This window comes from Methanococcoides sp. AM1, assembly GCF_900774055.1.
Classification (GTDB): domain Archaea; phylum Halobacteriota; class Methanosarcinia; order Methanosarcinales; family Methanosarcinaceae; genus Methanococcoides.
Genome location: NZ_CAAGSW010000003.1, coordinates 276,144 through 292,363, shown reverse-complemented (window position 1 = coordinate 292,363; position 16,220 = coordinate 276,144). Strand labels below are relative to the sequence as shown.

The window sequence follows — 16,220 nt, the reverse complement described above, 5'->3', positions numbered from 1 at the left end:
TCCATTCATCTTCTTTTCCAATCTTCGATCAATAAACACTACCCCTGACAGAAGTACACTCTGCAGGGTTTGCAAAAATATGATTTTTAATATTGAATCCCAGAAGGAAAGAACCAATACAGTCCTTTTTGCTGTTAGGCTGCAACCTTGACCTTATATATTCATCTGTAAACCGGGAAGGAGAAGCCATAAGAGCATCGGAAATACCCGGGATGTGGCTTATGTGAGGGAATGGTTTCGGATTGACCACCATACAGATAGAATCAGCAGAAGACCCTTTTTTTACTAACTTATCAAGTTCGACAACGATATTTCCAAAAACACAGTATCCTGAATGTTCCTGATATTCCTGAAGTTTGACAGGATCAGTCACATCTCCGCCTATTATCTTATCACCATGCATCAATTTGATGTTATTAGCCGGCCATCCAAACTCCTTGTTCGTCAGGAAAGCTACCATTACATCACAATCAAGAACCTGCTTAACACCAAGGTTGTTCTTTTTACCGAAAAGAATTGATTTGACCTTTTCATCCTCCCCCTCAAGTTCAATTACTTTCATCCGGTCTGTATTATTAAGAAGTACTATTTGCTCGATACCTCTTGTGGAATTTAGCTTGATCCTCACTTTGTCCATTGTGTCTTCGTATGAAATGGTATAACCCCCTATGAAATACCAGTATTTTTGCTAGAAAATCAATATATAATCTTATAACTCAATCATATTTAAGTCTTTTTTTGTTGATTTAGAAAATAATGATTAAAATATACCTACAAATTCTTACCAAATGGATGATTGCCCATACATCCTATTTTAGAAAAAACCAGGTGCAAGAGATATTATAAATAATGCTGATCAGAAAATAAGAAGATGAGAATTGAAAAACACTAAAAAGACAATATAAAAAAAGTAAAGTAAAGTTAAGTGAAGTAAAATAAATAAATAAATAAATAAATGAATGATAAATGAATAAATAAAAGGCGGGTGGAAATATCACTCCGCCTTTTTAACAATACTTTGTTTGCTCAAAAGCAGATTGTATGCACCCTTATCTTTGTTGTACTTAACAAGAACATTATGCAGCTCCAGAACATTTCCATAACTTTCCTCTTTGAGAAGCGCATTTTCATAAACGACATTATGCGAAGGCAATACAGCATATACCTGCTTATTTGAAGTTCCATCACATACCTTATAGACGGAGTATTTATCATCGCCAAGATCTCCTGACATGAGGGAACAAACAACATTAATGCGCTTGTCGACATACTTTTTCATATCGGATAATCTGGCAAATTTTGCTTTTAGTGGTACCTTGTAACTTACTTTTGACAAATTGTCCTTTCTCATTATAGCATATGAAAATTTGATATCAGTGTTAAGATACCTGAAAGGTTCCTCACATTCTGCGAGTTTTGACATAAGGAGAGGTAGCTTGATGTCCTCTTTCTGCTCAAAGCTCCAGCACTCGTCAGGATTGCAGCCTCTGCACCAGATAAAGGAACATGGACTGTATATACCAAGACCAAGATTCTTAAGAGCAAGTGTCAGCTTCCTGAAATCGGTTGAATTCACCCTGTCTGCAGGCTCAATAAGAATAATATTACCATCGCCTGAGAGCTTCTCGGACAGTTTTTTAACAAGCTCTGCCTTCTGCTCAATTGAAAGTTCCTTGATCTCATTGAGAACGTTGGAGAATATCATCAGATCGATCTTGTCAGGAATATTTTCGGGCTTAAGGTCCACGATATTGGCCTTAATGGGCTTTTCCACGGACACCCTTGCTTTATTCTTTGCATATTCCGGTACGATGAAATCATATGCCTCGATGTTCTCATCGTAGAGTTCAACACTATGGATAGATGCTTCTGCCACGTCAAGCCGCTTATAGAAATCAATAATAGAGAGTGGTACTGTACCCGGACCGGTGCCTATGTCAAGGATCTTCATCCTTGTCTTCAACATGCCATCAAGTGCCATGCTGTAGAGAATGTGTTCGAACTGTACGAAATAGACCGGAAACTGGTAAGCAAGATAGGCAAGAATGCTATAGCCCTTCTCATAGGAGATATTCCTGGACTTTCCTGATTTCCAGTAGGAATTCTTCTGTGCGATTATCGCTTTTCTTATTTTTTCCAGAACCAGAGGGTCATCCCAGTCCTTTGTCGTCTTATATTTGATGTACTGCTCAATAGTTTTCTGGAGTTGTTGTGATACAACAGGAGTCCTGAAGAATGACCTGGTCCTTCCCTGCTCTTCAACTGTAAGCTCCAGTTTTTCTTTACTGAGAGCGCGGGTCATCCTGAAATCTTCATCCTGGGGAGTTGCATTGATCTTAAGGTCGAATAAGAATGGTGATACGGCTTCATAGATGTCCTGTGTTGACATCTCTTCTTCTATGTAATCCTTTATCTCCGATAGCATGAACTCTTTTTTCATGCGTGAAACGTACTTCAGCACAGAGAGTATATTATTTTTGGGCATCTTTTGAGAGGAAGGATCGCAAGTAATTAAAGCATTTTGGGAAAAGAGGAAAAAAGAACAAAAATGAAGGATTTGATCAAAGGAAAGTTCGCCAATATCTCAAAATGATATAATATAATATGATAGATATGATAACCTTCGAACTTCTTCCAACGATACTTAAGGATAAAATTCAGCTCCTTGCAAGGGAGTATTCTGCAAGAACCTTAAGATATTCATCATCCACTTCCATCAGCACCGTCTCAAACATGGCCACATGGATCATTTCTTCTCTTGCAATATCAAGAAGTATCGCCCTGAGCTCTTCGTCATCGGTCAGGGAAGCCATTTGCTCATAAAGGTTGACAGCATCCAGTTCAGCTATCATGGAAAGTCGCATGAGTTCCTTATCAATATTTTTCTTGTCCACTGTTTCTAGGTCAATCGGTATTTCTGATAACATCACAGGAGCCTCCTTTATTTTCCAAGCTTTTCTTCAACTTCCTTTTTACCCATCTTTAGCTCATAGTCCTGCTGTTCATCTTCTTTCAGTAAAAGTGTCTGAAACTCACCTACATGGGTCTTTTCTTCTTTTGCAACATCCAGAAGGACCCGTTTTACTTCATTATTATCTGTAAGAGCAGCCATTTGCTCATAGAGACTTATGGCATCCAGTTCAGCAATTATTCCAAGCCTCAGAATCTCTTTATTGATATCTTCAGCTGCTACTTTTGAAAAGTCGATCGGTATTTTTGACAGCATGTTTGCACCCCTTAAAGCTATGATCATATCGAGTCGATTATAATAAGCATTCAAAAAAACAAAAATGCCACAACTCGATCAAACTCCCAATAAAATATCATCAACTGAACTATTAATAAATTTCGCAGGATTGTCGTTGGCAAAATGCATATCATTGATGCTGACCTAAATTTAGTTAATTTAGAAATAATCAAGGAGGACTTATGATGAAAGCATTAATTGTATTTATCGTTCTATTGACGACAATATTAATGGCAGGATGTGTACAGGATAGCGAACAACCTGCACAGGAAACAGACATAACCACACCTGAAGATACTGATGAAGACACAACAGAAGAAGAAGTTGTACAAGATGCTGAAGATGATATGGAGATCACCGACAATGTCGATGAAACCCTGTCAAAAGATCATGAGGTGCTGATCGAGGACTTTGAGTTCAAACCTGCCACACTTCAGATATCGGTTGGTGACACTGTCACATGGATCAATATGGATTCAGCACCACACACAGCAACTTCTAACGATGAAGGTTTCGATTCAGGAAGCCTTTCAAAAGGTGAAAGTTTCAGCTTTACTTTCGAAGAAGAGGAAATTTTTGATTATATATGCACTTTCCATCCTTATATGGAAGGAGAGATCACAGTCGAAGCTTAAAATGATTCCCTGAAAACTGAGTATTTTGGCACAAAAAAGGATGGAAATTCCATCCATCCATTTTTATTCTGCTACTTTATTTTAGTGAGGTCTTATTTTATCGGGACCTGTACTTCTGTCAATAAGTCCTCCTCTGGAACCTCATTAGGATCATTAAGATAGAGGGATCTTGAAGAACCTGCCTGTTCCATCCCATTTTCAGCCATATATTCGAAAATACGGGAATATGCAACATCAACTTCCTGATATGGTCCTTTATGGATCACAGATACTGCCTTAATAGCAGGTAGTGTCGTAAGGACAATAGAGGGTGTTTCCAAGCCAATGTTGCCTGAGATTGGTAGTGAAACTTCTATATCCGCATCATTTTCCCTATACTCTTTATCATGACAAAGGAACATTACCGGACCAGTCAACTTAATATTTTTACCTGCTCTACTTGAATTCCCAACAAACCCAAGCAATTCGCCGACCAGTTTTCCAATCGTTACTTCATAACTTCCTGTTTCACGCATACTAAGTACACGCATCTTTGGTATTTCTTTCGTTGTTGGTTCTGATACTGACATACTAATCAACTCCAGTGTGTCTGTCTGATTGAGCAAAAGATTCTGTATTTTTTGAAGCCTCCGGATCTCCAGCTGAGTTTCAGTATATCTTTTTTGCATCATCTCACCAATGAATTCATTATCCCTTAGTATTTCTGCATCCAACAAAGAGGATATTTCATCCAGCCCGAATCCCATCCACGATAGCATACGAATCTTAACACCCCTTTCGATCTGATGGGAAGTGTAGCATCTGTAGCCTGAGAAAGCATCTTTTGCTTCGGGAACAAGAAGTCCTTTCTGGTCATATAACCTTAGAGCTTTTTGGGTTAAGTGTGTCATTAGTGAGAATTTACCAATTGGTATTCGATCGAATTTCATTGTGCTCAACAGATGATCAGCTTAAAAGTATATAATAGAATTTTTTCTGACGTGGGGGAGAGTTTTCAACTAAGAATGAAATAAAAGACATAAACGTAACAAAAAACAGAACATTAAAATAAGCCTTATTTAAAACATACATTCGTTCAAGGATAAACACTTCGTAAAACTGATCATCACTAACAAATCAGAGGGTTGAAATTGACAGATCTAACACCAAAAGAAAGATTCATGCGAGCTTTAGAAGGTAAAGATGTAGACAAGGTCCCAGTCTGTTCAGTTACCCAGACAGGCACTATCGAACTTATGCACATTACAGGTGCAAATTGGCCGGAAGCACATTTTGATGCGGAGAAAATGGCAACCCTTGCAATTGCAGGACATGAGATCGCAGGACTTGAAGCTGTACGCTATCCTTTTGATGGAACTGATATTCCTCAGACACTCGGCTGCAAGATAATCGAAGGAACCTACGATACACAGCCATCGATCGTTGATTTCCCCTGTAAAAAATCGAAAGATGTGAACGATCTGGATATTCCTGAGAATCTCCTTGAATGTGAAAGGGTAGCGACCCTCCTGAAAACAACAGATCTAGTAAAAGAACGTATCGATGACGACATTCCGATAGTTGCAGGGATGCTAGGACCTGCAGCACTTGCAATGTCACTGGTTGGTGCAAAAAACTACCTCATGTGGTTCATTTCAAAACCCGACACCATAAAGGAACTGCTAACAATAGGCACTGACATTTGCATAGAATATTCAAATGCTCTTTTTGAACATGGGGCTGATGTGGTCTGCCTTCCTGATTCCGAAGCCGGACCCGATCTGATACCACCTGAGTTCTTTGAAACGATGATCTTGTCCGAGTATAAGAGACTCAATCAGAAAGTACACGGGAAGACAATAGCACATATTTGCGGAGATGCTTCTGATATTCTTGAACCTCTGTCAACTTCCGGCTTTGATGGCATAAGTATAGAGGAAAAGGTCGATGTCGGATATGCAAAAAGCATTATCGGGAATAAAGCCTGCCTTATCGGAAATATTTCACCAGTACATACGCTTCTTGGAATGCCTCCGGAAGGGGTAAAGGAAGAAGCAAAATCATGTATTGATGATGGAATCGATATCCTTGCACCAGGATGTGGATTAGCTCCGCATACGTCTCTTAAGAATTTGAAAGCATTTGTTGATGCAAGGGATGAATATTACCTGAAGAAAGAGAGCTAATAGGTTTATATTACTCCCATAATTTTGCCATTTACATACTACGGAAGGATAACGTTACCGGACTCAATATTCAATTTCGAATGATTTCTTGGTTTCGAATCCTTCCCCTCGCATAGAAAGTCTGGGATATAGGTAACGTGTAAAAACGGAACTTTTAGTAATAATAGAATATAGGTCTTAATCTGAACATCTATTTTAATTTGATTAACTTTTTGACAAATAACATCTTGGTTTCAAATAAAAGATGGTTTGATATATATAAAATGAAATCATCCTTTTTTAAATATAACTTCCCCACATTTCCACCCTCTCCCTCACATTGCATTCAAAGGAAAGGCTCATCAATCTCAGCCTTTTTTCATGTAGTGCAAAGTACCCTTAATTATGGAAGAATTTATTTTTCGTCTTTTTCCATAATCTCCTTAATCTTTTTGTCTTCCCAGTTTTTACCGATTTTGCTAACATTAATTCCCTGTATCACTACAAAGATTCCCCATACAACCATTGGCCACTGAACCCACCAGTTTCCTCTATCAGAATAGTCGATAAAAAACAGTATGGCCATGATCACCAGATACACTATTACATGATTATAGAACTTTTTGAGTTCCGATACCCTTTCCTGAGCACGTAATAATTTTTGGTCTTGTTCTTCCATTAAATATCTCCCCTATTACAAATTGAACGTATAACTATTTGATTTTTTTGACATACATAACTTGTCAAATAGTAAAAATAATTTCCAGCAGACTTTCGATCAGCAGGCCACCTAACCAGGATAACAGTGGGATCAGCAAATAGGCCAGCACATGCACAATGGTCAAGCTTTCAAAAGGCCATTCCTGCACATCCTCAATGAGCTGGAGATGAGCAGCCAGATCTGCTATCTGCCCTGGTGGCGAGTCTGGTGAACCACTGTGCAAGAGTGCTTCAGACTGATGGATTTTCTCCCGTGTCCATTTTAGCTCTGCTTCCTTGATCTCATGAATCCGCCGGTGCACACCTCTCATGGGCAGCCAAAAGCCAACTAATGCAATCAGCAGGGAGCCAACATAAGCTCTGGCAACAACAGGCCATTCCCCCGGATCAAGCAGAAGCAAGCTGAAGATCGATACCATTCCAACAGTTAGCAGGGTGGTCAGCAGACCCTGTTTAACAAAGGGAGACAATGGACTCAGATCCAGCAGGTCCACAGACTTAATGCGGGTAGCCAGCCGGGAAGTACGCATCGATGTAATCCAGACTGCACCAAAGAACCAGCCGGCCCACCAACCTATGAATGGTTCCAGAACACGATGCCAGACAACCTCAGGGTGCCATGTAGAAGGGTCCCAGGGTGATGTGGCAGTCTGGTAAGGTAGAAGCACCGCAAACAGCACGCCAAGCAAGCCCCAGACGATTAGATCCCTCTTCTTAAAACGCACGGCAGAGTTCACATACGAAGGATCAGTTACAGGTTCCAGGACATTTTTAAGTCCTTCAAAAGTATTTCTCGTGCCGCGTAGCAGGAATAAATATGCACTGGGAAGATAACCTGCCAGAAGACAATGAATAACTGCAATCCAGAAATCCTGTAGCAAATACTCCTCTTCAAATATCACCGGAAAACGGCCCAGCAGGTACTCCTGCATCAGCAGACCACACAGGAGAATACCGCTGATGATCAGGCCGGGGAATGCCGGCTTTTGATGTATTATTTGTTTGATCGGTGGAAATGTCATGTTCTCACCACCTTACTTTTTTGGTTTCATACCGAAAAGGAATCTGACTATATTGATGCGTCTGATTGCAATTTCATATATCATCAAAATCGCTATGAACGATGTAGTGGCGAGTATAATGTACTTGGGGAAAATTCCCATATCCCAGCCTGCAATAAAGAATCCCACTATCTGGATCACTGTTTGATGAAGTATATAAAAGGCGATAAGTCCTTCATTTGCGTATTTCAGTGTACTGTTGTTAAAGTTCAGGTATTTCTTTCCATAGCCAAGGAAGGCAACCATCCAGCACCACATATTGAATGAACGAAGCAGCATAACTCCTGCGTATCCATAGCTTCCGAACTGGAATGTCCCATCAAGTACGGATTGTATAAACCATAGAATAATCGGGAAAGTTGTTAGGGCTAATACCAATGCAATTTTCCCATGCTTCTGAATGGATTCCTCTAATTTTTTATTGGAGGCTATAAGATATCCATAAAACAGAATGATAGGATAGACCAATATACCCCATCCACCAAAATAATTCGGGTTACCTGCAAATGATGTTGGGTCAAGAATTGCAGTAAGGACACCAATTGGTAATGATAACAGCAATATAGCTCCGGACTTTTCAAAAATGGAAGCAATGCGTGAAATGATCGATCTTCCTGATTCAGTTCCAAGATAAGCAAAAATCGGGAGCATTACCATAGAAAATACGAAAAGATAGTAAAGATACCAGAGATGACCCATTGGCAGGTTTATACCCGGGAATGCATTAACAAAAATGTCTGTAAGATATGTAGAATAAAACTCCAGCAATGTAATTCCTGATTCTCCACTGCTTAACAGCCTCAGATAATGCTGGGGAGGAAGTATGACAAATATGCCTACTAAAAGGTAGGGGACCATGATGCGCAGAAATCGCGACTTTATGAACTGTCCCTTTGTCCTGAAACTCAGCACAAAATATATGCTCATACCTGATATCAGGAAGAACAATGGCATTAACCACTGAACTATAAACAAGACCAATACCATTATATTTTCGCTCAGTACGTTGTTTTTCACATCCCAGTCCATGGGATCAAAAAACCTCGTGGAATGAAAAATCAAAACTGCAAGTATAGCTATAACTCTTAGCCAGTCCAGATCATAACGTCTCTCAGGTTTTTTATCATCCATACCTTTACCCCCATAAAGAATTGTATTTGCATTCTATATACTTTTACTCTTTCAGAGAATAAGTTTAATCCTCCAATTATTATTAAGAAGATGGGAGATGTTCATTCTTTCAAGTTTACATCAACTAAGGAGAATAAAGGGGATAGCAGAAAATATGGATATTTCCTTGATGCTCAAAACCTTGCTGAGGTATTGCTCCAATCAAAAAGGATCTCACTAGATAAAGCAGGACAAAAGCTCAATACCAATGTCAAGAAGATGAAAGGAATTGAGCATGGCAAAGTAACCAAGAAATATATTGATTATCTAATTCAGGATGTTGAAACAACTTATCAGGTATATGAGAAGCTTATTGAAGAGTTGGATCTGTACCAGATAGACATCCCACCAACCAGAATATTCAGTTCAGCATCTCTCGGAAAACATGCTTTAAAGCAATTGGCCATTCAATCGTTTTTAGATCTTAATCCCGATTTCCCCTTGAGATGATTGGAAACATCATGACATCTTACTATGGAGGAAGGTGTGAATGCAAGATCAGGAAACAACCTGCAAAGGTGACGACTCTTGACTTTACTAGCATGTATCCAACAATCACTATGGAGATGGCTCTCTGGAAATTCATGATAGCTGAATCCATTGAGACAAAGGATGTTGCCGATGAGATTAAGGATATGCTTTCAAGTCTTAACCTTACATATCTTCAAGATAAGGACAACTGGAAAGACTTTGTTGTTATGGTAAAGATACAGCCTGACAACGATATCTTACCTGTAAGGATGGATTATAAGGGTAATAATACAGGTTATAACGTTGGGGTTAATTATCTTATCTCGGATAATGAGTTATGGTATGCTTTGCCTGATGTCATTGCCTCAGTCATTCTTACTGGCAAAGTTCCAAAGATCGTTGAAGCTGTCAGGTATATTCCAAAGGGTGTTCAGAAGGGATTGAAGAAATCTCAGATACTTGGAATTGAGATAGATCCTTCAAAGGATAATCTTGTTCAGGTACTTGTTGAGGAAAGGCAGAAAATCAAGCTTCAGATGAAGGACATCAACAGGAATAATCCAAAATATCAGCAATTAAAGAGCAGGACACAGGCTATCAAGATACTTGTTAATGCTATGAGTTATGGGATCTTTATTGAGCTTAACCCAGAGGATAAGAAAAGCGATATTCAGGTTTATGGATTGGATGATTTCAATACATCTGAGAACAGGTTTGAGAAGGCAGGCAATTATTTTCATCCTTTACTTGCTGTCATGATTACAGCAGGATCAAAACTATTCTTGGCAATGGCAGAAGCCAAAGTTAAAGAGCTTGGTTCAGTCCATGCATACATGGATACGGATTCTATCTTTGTTCCTCCTGAACATGCTCAGGAGATTATTGATTATTTCCAACCTCTTAATCCTTACAGCCTTGATATTGATCTGTTGAAAGCTGAGAAAGAGGATATGTGGTTTTATGGGATTTCTTCTAAGAGATATGCTCTTTACACTTATGAGAATGAAGAAATCAAGTTCATGGAAGGAGAGAGATCCTTTAAATTGCATGGACTTGGGCATTTAACAAATCCATTTCCAAAAGCTGTTGATGAGTGGCAGGCTGAGATCTGGGAAGATATTCTTGCTTCCTCGTTCATGGTAGCACCACTTACACATGTGTATGTTACCTTATTGGTTTTGAAGTTAATATAAACCTTTATTTTACATTACCTGGAGAAAGGCAAGCTCTAAACCTTAAGAGCTGCTTTCTCCGGAGATGAGTCCATTTGAGGACTGATCTCCTTTTTATTTCCAGGTAACTCTTGCCGGCTCCCTTCCCGGAATTCCTTTTACCTCATGCTCGGGATATCCGAACATCATAGAATACTGCACCACATGACCCTGAGGAAGTTCCAGCTCATCCATTAGTGGCTTGTAAGATGCAGCTGCTATGGCAAGGAATCCTGCCCAGCATGTTCCTAACTCAAAGGCCTGTGCTGCAAGTTCGAACCACGAAAGGGCTATAATGCTGTCAGTGTAACCGGTCGGATTATCAGATGGTGTGTGTGCTATTACAAGATGTGGTGCTCCCCTGCAGATAGGATCAACACCCATTTCATAAGACGAAATAAGGCCCGGCATCAGCGGCTTTAGAGGATGGTCTTCTTCACTTGCTACGACCTCACGCATCCACTCTATGCTCAAACCAGTTATCGTTTTTACTTCTTCGGGATCATGAACAATGGTCCAGTGTACAGGTTGCTTGTTCATTCCGGAAGGAGCATAGCGAGAGATGTCAAGTATTTTCTCTATTGTACCCGTATCCACGGATTCATCCCTGTAGCTCCTGATCGAGCGGCGCATAACCATATATTTGCCTAGCTCAGAAGGATCTATGGAAGGAAACTCATCGTCTTCAAGTTGATAATAAGTTGAATCGAACAAAGTAGAGATAGCACCTTCAGGACAGAATACCTCGCAATGCCCGCATTTCGCACAATATGTAGCAGCATCCTCCGGCGAGTAAGGAGTTCCACCTTCCTTAGGAGGAAGAATTATAGACATAGGACATATCTCTACGCATATCTCACAGTTCGTACACAATTCAGGTTCAATTGAAATTACATTCATAAAGTCACCTCAGCTCCCAAAAATATATTCATTCAATGTTGGTTGCTGGAGGTTATAAACTTTTCATCTGTTGAATAGAAAATCATGATGAGAAAATTCAACCAACCATTACGACCAAGCCAGCAGAACGACTTTCGAATTGATTGCTTTACACTATATAGTGCAGATATTTTTAGCAATAGTAATACATTCAACTATAAATTTAAAAATAAAAAAAGAAGAGCAGAAAGAGGTCTGCTCTTTAATTCAGGAATCAGTTCCTTCTTCTGATAACAACTGCTGCAATTGCAAGTAATGCTGTTGAGAAGAGCATTGTGAATCCAGGAGTTGATTCAGTACTTGCTTCCTCAGATCCAACTTCAGTTGTATCTTCTGCTGTAACAGACGCATCGCTTCCTGCTTCATCTCCGACAATACTGAATACAGAGAATCCAGGTGTCTGAGCATTGAAGTAAAGGAACTCACCATCATCGTTCATCTGGATGGTTGGAAGCTCCTGCCATTCACCATTGTGGAATCTCATGAGGCGAATTGTGGAGAGATCGATGTTATTTTCATTGATCCATTCCCAGCTCACCCTGAAGTTTATGATAATGTTATCAGCATTCTCATCAGAGATCGTGCCTGAAGGTCCAAGAGTGATACTCATGATCTCATATGGTATTCCATCAGGGTAATCTCCAACATCTACAGGGGCATCATCCAAAACCTGGACGTTACCAACCACAAGACCTTTGTCTTCTTTTGAATCAAAGCTTATTCCAAGAACAGGACCACTTGAATTACCGAAATCATATTCCATACGCTCGCCACCAGTTACACGCAGGATAGAAGAATCGGTTGAATTCACACCTTCAGGAGGCTGGCTTGGACCAACATATGCACGGCTTCCGGAACTGCTCTTTTTCTCAGTTGGTGCAGGGGCAAGTGGCAGGAAGTCGAACTCATCTTCTGAGAGCCGGTATTCCTCATCACAGATTCCATCCTTATTTGAGTCTGCTGTATCAACACTAAATCCGGTTCCATTTGGATGCACCCAGTAGTTTCCACCGAGGTAAGGTCCACCAACAATGTTTGTTCCGGCTGTCTTAGCGATGTTCCAATCGTTTAGATATAGATATAATAATCCGTCACCATCCATTGGCGCTGCATCAAAGGCTGTAGACATAGATTCAGATTCAAAATCTGAGATAATGTTGACCTCATTGTTGAAATAGTTATTATAGATCAAGTTACCTTCAGAGTAGTCTATAAACAAGCCACCCTCTGCACAATTGCTGATCTTATTTTCTGAGAAAGTACTATCGTATGTGCCCCCTATAATAAGACCTGTGGAATTCGAATTCCTGATAGTATTACCAGTTACTGTTGCGTAATCAATATCATCAACAAGCACACCGGCTTCCATACATCTAGGTACAACGGTGTTTACCTCTTCAACAGTATTATCTGAAAGAGTGGAGTTGTCAGTTTCACATAACAGGATTCCAATTTGTTTTCCATAACTATTCTCTGTAATGTTACCATTATCAATATCCAGATATGTGATGTCATTTTCAGAGGCTGTCATGTCCCAAGAGTCCACAATTCTTATTCCAGACTGTTGTCCAACATAATCTGCATAGATGTTAGAAATCGAGTTTTCAATTATGGCAGTTTCCTCAGAGTCATGAATAAAAAGTCCACTCTGTTTATCGCCTTCGTTGAAATCAATAGGATGAGTAAACTTTATATCATCTACAACATTATTCTCAAAGTCGGAGTAATAAACATATTTACCATATATTCCTGACTGACGGATATTATTATTAGCTGATGAACAGTTATCAATTGACAATGATCTTATAGTGTTGTCCTCAACGGAAACATTATAATAATCTTTGATATCAAGACCATACTGATGAGAAATTGATGAATTAACGACGTAAAGTCCTTCAATTGTGTTGGAATCGATAGAAGATACTATTTCAAGATACTCATCTCCATAATGCACAGAAATGCCTTCCTGCCTATAAGCACTTGAGGTATTGGTTATGTAGAAGGAATGAACCATATTCTGAGAAATGGTAAGTACATCGACGTAACTTGTTTTAATACCCGATTGTCTGTAAACACTTATATCATTCTCATCAAGATAAAAATTGCTTATTGTATTATCAGTTATTTTACAATTCACAATTTCATGATTGGAACAACCAGCTGTTATACCAAAAATTCCTCCTACAGAATAGTCATCAGGGAATGGAACGTTAACTAAAGAAACGTTATCAATTGTATTGCCAGAAATCACAGAATTATCAGACATGACTTCAATACCCCTGTCCCCTATGCTGGAGATAATGTTGTCCATTATGTAAAGACCAGTACCAGTTTCATAGCCATTATAATCAAGACAGGATTTGATACCCCTGTTAACTTCAGAGATCTCATTATTTATAATATAAATATTTTCTCCGGAAATATAGCCAACACCAGCAAAACCATCGGTCAAAATGTTGTTGTCAACAGTAATATTTGAACAATTGAATAGCACAACAAGAGAATAATTTGCTCTTACCTCTTCTCCGAGGTTATAGTTATACTTACCAGCAGATGGCAGATCCTCAATTGTTGCATTGAACACTTCATTGTTCTGAACAGTTATATTGTCAGCTTCAAGAACAAAAATGCCCGAGCTCGAAGTGTTATTTGCATCGACATTAAATCCATCAATGATAACATCATCTGCTGTCACATTAATGACAGAAGCATCTGATGAATTTGAAATTATCAATGCATCGTCTGCAGCTGCAAACAATGAAACACTATTATTGACTTCAACGTTTTCGTAATATATACCATCAAGAACAATAATGGTATCATAAGTATCTGCTGCATTAATAGCAGCCTGTATAGTTGTAAAATTAGCTTCCCCACTAGCATTTACATAATGAGTGGAAGCACTTGCTGTACCTGCAAAAGTAAAAATTGATGTCATGAGAACGACAAATAACATCAAAGCTACTTTTGTAGACGTTTTGTTTTTTTTATATATATTCATACGAATACCACCTATATTTGCCCATAAGGCAAATCAACTTTATAACTGGAATTTAATATAATAACTTTTCTATACAAAAATGAATATATATTAATTGATAATAATATAATGCAATAATAAAACAAATAATTATAAAATAAATAGTATGTTCACAGTTATATTTTTAAATGTAAATTATATTGTAATGAAACTACATGTTAAATTGTTTGTGTGTTTAAAATTAAAATGAACAAAAATAGAGAACTATCATATAGCATCAAACAAGCATACATAATGGGGAATAATCATGGGAGTTACAAGATCCATCAAAAAAATAATGAAGAGCATGCCGACCATTGAAGGAGCAGGAGTTCACCTGAAAAGAGCCTTCGGATTCAATCATGTCCCACAACTGGACCCTTTCCTGTTGCTTGATGATTTCCATTCAAATGATCCGAAAGAATACATAATGGGATTTCCCTGGCATCCTCACAGAGGAATGGAAACGATCACCTATATGCTGTCCGGAGAGGTGGAACACGGTGACAGCATGGGGAACAAGGGCCTCATTGAATCAGGGGATGTGCAATGGATGACCGCTGGAAGCGGGATAGTTCATCAGGAAATGCCAAAGGGAAAGGAAGGAACAACTCTCTGGGGGTTCCAGCTTTGGGCCAACCTGCCGGCATCGCACAAAATGATGGAACCACGGTATCGGGAAGTTAAGAGCGAGAAGATACCGGAAATCATGATGGATAACGGTGCACGTATCAAGATCATTTGCGGTGAGGTTAATGGCACAAAAGGTCCTGTACAGGATATTGTAACAGACCCGGAATATCTGGATGTTACAGTTCCTCCTGAAACATCATTCTCACATCCGACAAAGCCCGGTTATACAGTCTTTGCTTATGTTCTCGAAGGTGAAGGCTCCTTTGGAAAAGATCAGGAACCATATTCCTTCGAAATGGAGGGTCCAAAATATTTCGACCTCAGTGAAGCCTCTTCAATTGGACGCGAGAATCTGGTTATGTTCGATGATGGTGATGAGATAGTAGCAACGGCGGGGAATAAAGGATTAAGATTCCTGCTCGTTTCGGGAAAGCCCATCAATGAACCGGTTGCCTGGTATGGTCCTATCGTGATGAACACACAGGAAGAATTGAAGGTGGCTTTTGAGGAATATAGGAATGGGACTTTTATTAAATCGGGCAATTCAGATTGACCCCCTTCTTTTTTTTATTTCCAAAGAATGATTACATTTATATACTGAAAGTATGTTTTACGAAGCCTGATAACTTTAACAGGAGATCTCTAAAAGGATCGAAATAATGGAATTCGAGAAAAATATCATAGATCATTCCTGAATGATCTAAAAACAGGTTTTATTCCAGCAATTGTAACACTTCCAATTGCCTTTGCAATAACTTCTGGCCCGGAACAGATGATGGTTCTTTGTGATGCTATCATTTGAGGCCTGCTTGTTTTTTCCCTTGATAATTCACAGCATTCCCTATCCAGATAAGTATTCACCAGATCCCCCGATCTGGAATTACGTTATCATAAAGTTCCAAAATATATTTTGGTAACATTTCAGTTTCAACCGTTGGCATAACTTACGGGTGCATAGCAATCTTTAAAA

The 16,220-nt window shown here is 39.1% G+C and carries 16 protein-coding genes; 5 read left to right on the top strand and 11 right to left on the bottom strand.

What is annotated here, in order from left to right:
* Positions 1 to 28: 28 nt before the first annotated feature.
* From E7X57_RS06505 to E7X57_RS06490, 4 genes are all read right to left on the bottom strand, one after another.
* A complete protein-coding gene (locus E7X57_RS06505) occupies positions 29 to 637 on the bottom strand; it encodes a hypothetical protein (RefSeq protein ID WP_135611818.1) in 609 nt (202 codons plus the stop codon).
* 357 nt (positions 638 to 994) lie between these two features.
* A complete protein-coding gene (locus E7X57_RS06500; protein WP_135611816.1) occupies positions 995 to 2,485 on the bottom strand; it encodes a small ribosomal subunit Rsm22 family protein in 1,491 nt (496 codons plus the stop codon).
* Between the two features lie 172 nt (positions 2,486 to 2,657).
* Entirely contained in the window at positions 2,658 to 2,927 is a 270-nt protein-coding gene (locus E7X57_RS06495; RefSeq protein ID WP_135611814.1) for a ferritin family protein, read from the bottom strand.
* Between the two features lie 14 nt (positions 2,928 to 2,941).
* Positions 2,942 to 3,226 (bottom strand): ferritin-like domain-containing protein, encoded by a 285-nt coding sequence (locus E7X57_RS06490; protein ID WP_135611812.1) that lies wholly within the window; start codon positions 3,224 to 3,226, stop codon positions 2,942 to 2,944.
* Positions 3,227 to 3,429: 203 nt separating this feature from the next.
* On the opposite strand from E7X57_RS06490, the gene E7X57_RS12740 reads away from it, so the two are divergent.
* Positions 3,430 to 3,882, top strand: a complete 453-nt coding sequence (locus tag E7X57_RS12740) for a cupredoxin family copper-binding protein (protein WP_244603623.1) — start codon at positions 3,430 to 3,432, stop codon at positions 3,880 to 3,882.
* A 92-nt stretch (positions 3,883 to 3,974) separates the two neighbouring features.
* Here E7X57_RS12740 and E7X57_RS06480 read toward each other — a convergent pair whose 3' ends face one another.
* Positions 3,975 to 4,811 (bottom strand): GyrI-like domain-containing protein, encoded by an 837-nt coding sequence (locus E7X57_RS06480; protein ID WP_135612101.1) that lies wholly within the window; start codon positions 4,809 to 4,811, stop codon positions 3,975 to 3,977.
* Between the two features lie 201 nt (positions 4,812 to 5,012).
* Between E7X57_RS06480 and mtaA the strand changes: the two genes are divergently transcribed.
* Positions 5,013 to 6,047: a methylcobamide:CoM methyltransferase MtaA gene (mtaA, locus tag E7X57_RS06475; protein WP_135611810.1), complete on the top strand. Its 1,035-nt coding sequence runs from the start codon at positions 5,013 to 5,015 to the stop codon at positions 6,045 to 6,047.
* Between the two features lie 394 nt (positions 6,048 to 6,441).
* Here the strand turns inward: mtaA and E7X57_RS06470 are convergent, their stop codons facing one another.
* The 3 genes from E7X57_RS06470 to E7X57_RS06460 all read right to left on the bottom strand — a co-directional run bounded on the left by E7X57_RS06470 (position 6,442) and on the right by E7X57_RS06460 (position 8,938).
* On the bottom strand, positions 6,442 to 6,705 hold the full coding sequence (locus E7X57_RS06470; RefSeq protein ID WP_135611808.1) for a 2TM domain-containing protein: 264 nt from the start codon (positions 6,703 to 6,705) through the stop codon (positions 6,442 to 6,444).
* Positions 6,706 to 6,769: 64 nt separating this feature from the next.
* On the bottom strand, positions 6,770 to 7,768 hold the full coding sequence (locus E7X57_RS06465; RefSeq protein ID WP_135611806.1) for a hypothetical protein: 999 nt from the start codon (positions 7,766 to 7,768) through the stop codon (positions 6,770 to 6,772).
* Between the two features lie 12 nt (positions 7,769 to 7,780).
* Complete coding sequence (locus E7X57_RS06460) at positions 7,781 to 8,938, bottom strand: acyltransferase family protein (RefSeq protein WP_135611804.1); 1,158 nt, start codon at positions 8,936 to 8,938, stop codon at positions 7,781 to 7,783.
* A 90-nt stretch (positions 8,939 to 9,028) separates the two neighbouring features.
* On the opposite strand from E7X57_RS06460, the gene E7X57_RS12735 reads away from it, so the two are divergent.
* Positions 9,029 to 9,427 (top strand): DNA polymerase, encoded by a 399-nt coding sequence (locus tag E7X57_RS12735; RefSeq protein WP_244603622.1) that lies wholly within the window; start codon positions 9,029 to 9,031, stop codon positions 9,425 to 9,427.
* Positions 9,428 to 9,438: 11 nt separating this feature from the next.
* Positions 9,439 to 10,641: a hypothetical protein gene (locus E7X57_RS06455; RefSeq protein WP_244603621.1), complete on the top strand. Its 1,203-nt coding sequence runs from the start codon at positions 9,439 to 9,441 to the stop codon at positions 10,639 to 10,641.
* A gap of 93 nt (positions 10,642 to 10,734) precedes the next feature.
* Here E7X57_RS06455 and E7X57_RS06450 read toward each other — a convergent pair whose 3' ends face one another.
* The gene (locus tag E7X57_RS06450; protein ID WP_135611802.1) at positions 10,735 to 11,559 is read right to left on the bottom strand and encodes a nitroreductase family protein; all 825 of its coding nucleotides are present in this window, start codon (positions 11,557 to 11,559) and stop codon (positions 10,735 to 10,737) included.
* Between the two features lie 253 nt (positions 11,560 to 11,812).
* A complete protein-coding gene (locus tag E7X57_RS06445) occupies positions 11,813 to 14,599 on the bottom strand; it encodes a PGF-pre-PGF domain-containing protein (RefSeq protein WP_135611799.1) in 2,787 nt (928 codons plus the stop codon).
* A 286-nt stretch (positions 14,600 to 14,885) separates the two neighbouring features.
* On the opposite strand from E7X57_RS06445, the gene E7X57_RS06440 reads away from it, so the two are divergent.
* Entirely contained in the window at positions 14,886 to 15,803 is a 918-nt protein-coding gene (locus tag E7X57_RS06440; RefSeq protein WP_135611798.1) for a pirin family protein, read from the top strand.
* 125 nt (positions 15,804 to 15,928) lie between these two features.
* Here E7X57_RS06440 and E7X57_RS06435 read toward each other — a convergent pair whose 3' ends face one another.
* Entirely contained in the window at positions 15,929 to 16,111 is a 183-nt protein-coding gene (locus E7X57_RS06435) for a hypothetical protein (protein WP_135611796.1), read from the bottom strand.
* Between the last annotated feature and the right edge of the window lie 109 nt (positions 16,112 to 16,220).

Excerpts from the sequence above, each read along its gene's own strand:
- E7X57_RS06505 (WP_135611818.1), bottom strand. The coding sequence starts at position 637 with ATGGACAAAGTGAGGATCAAGCTAAATTCCACAAGAGGTATCGAGCAA.
- E7X57_RS06500 (WP_135611816.1), bottom strand. The coding sequence starts at position 2,485 with ATGCCCAAAAATAATATACTCTCTGTGCTGAAGTACGTTTCACGCATG.
- E7X57_RS06495 (WP_135611814.1), bottom strand. The coding sequence starts at position 2,927 with ATGTTATCAGAAATACCGATTGACCTAGAAACAGTGGACAAGAAAAAT.
- E7X57_RS06490 (WP_135611812.1), bottom strand. The coding sequence starts at position 3,226 with ATGCTGTCAAAAATACCGATCGACTTTTCAAAAGTAGCAGCTGAAGAT.
- E7X57_RS12740 (WP_244603623.1), top strand. The coding sequence starts at position 3,430 with ATGATGAAAGCATTAATTGTATTTATCGTTCTATTGACGACAATATTA.
- E7X57_RS06480 (WP_135612101.1), bottom strand. The coding sequence starts at position 4,811 with ATGAAATTCGATCGAATACCAATTGGTAAATTCTCACTAATGACACAC.
- E7X57_RS06470 (WP_135611808.1), bottom strand. The coding sequence starts at position 6,705 with ATGGAAGAACAAGACCAAAAATTATTACGTGCTCAGGAAAGGGTATCG.
- E7X57_RS06465 (WP_135611806.1), bottom strand. The coding sequence starts at position 7,768 with ATGACATTTCCACCGATCAAACAAATAATACATCAAAAGCCGGCATTC.
- E7X57_RS06460 (WP_135611804.1), bottom strand. The coding sequence starts at position 8,938 with ATGGATGATAAAAAACCTGAGAGACGTTATGATCTGGACTGGCTAAGA.
- E7X57_RS12735 (WP_244603622.1), top strand. The coding sequence starts at position 9,029 with ATGGGAGATGTTCATTCTTTCAAGTTTACATCAACTAAGGAGAATAAA.
- E7X57_RS06455 (WP_244603621.1), top strand. The coding sequence starts at position 9,439 with ATGACATCTTACTATGGAGGAAGGTGTGAATGCAAGATCAGGAAACAA.
- E7X57_RS06450 (WP_135611802.1), bottom strand. The coding sequence starts at position 11,559 with ATGAATGTAATTTCAATTGAACCTGAATTGTGTACGAACTGTGAGATA.
- E7X57_RS06445 (WP_135611799.1), bottom strand. The coding sequence starts at position 14,599 with ATGAATATATATAAAAAAAACAAAACGTCTACAAAAGTAGCTTTGATG.
- E7X57_RS06440 (WP_135611798.1), top strand. The coding sequence starts at position 14,886 with ATGGGAGTTACAAGATCCATCAAAAAAATAATGAAGAGCATGCCGACC.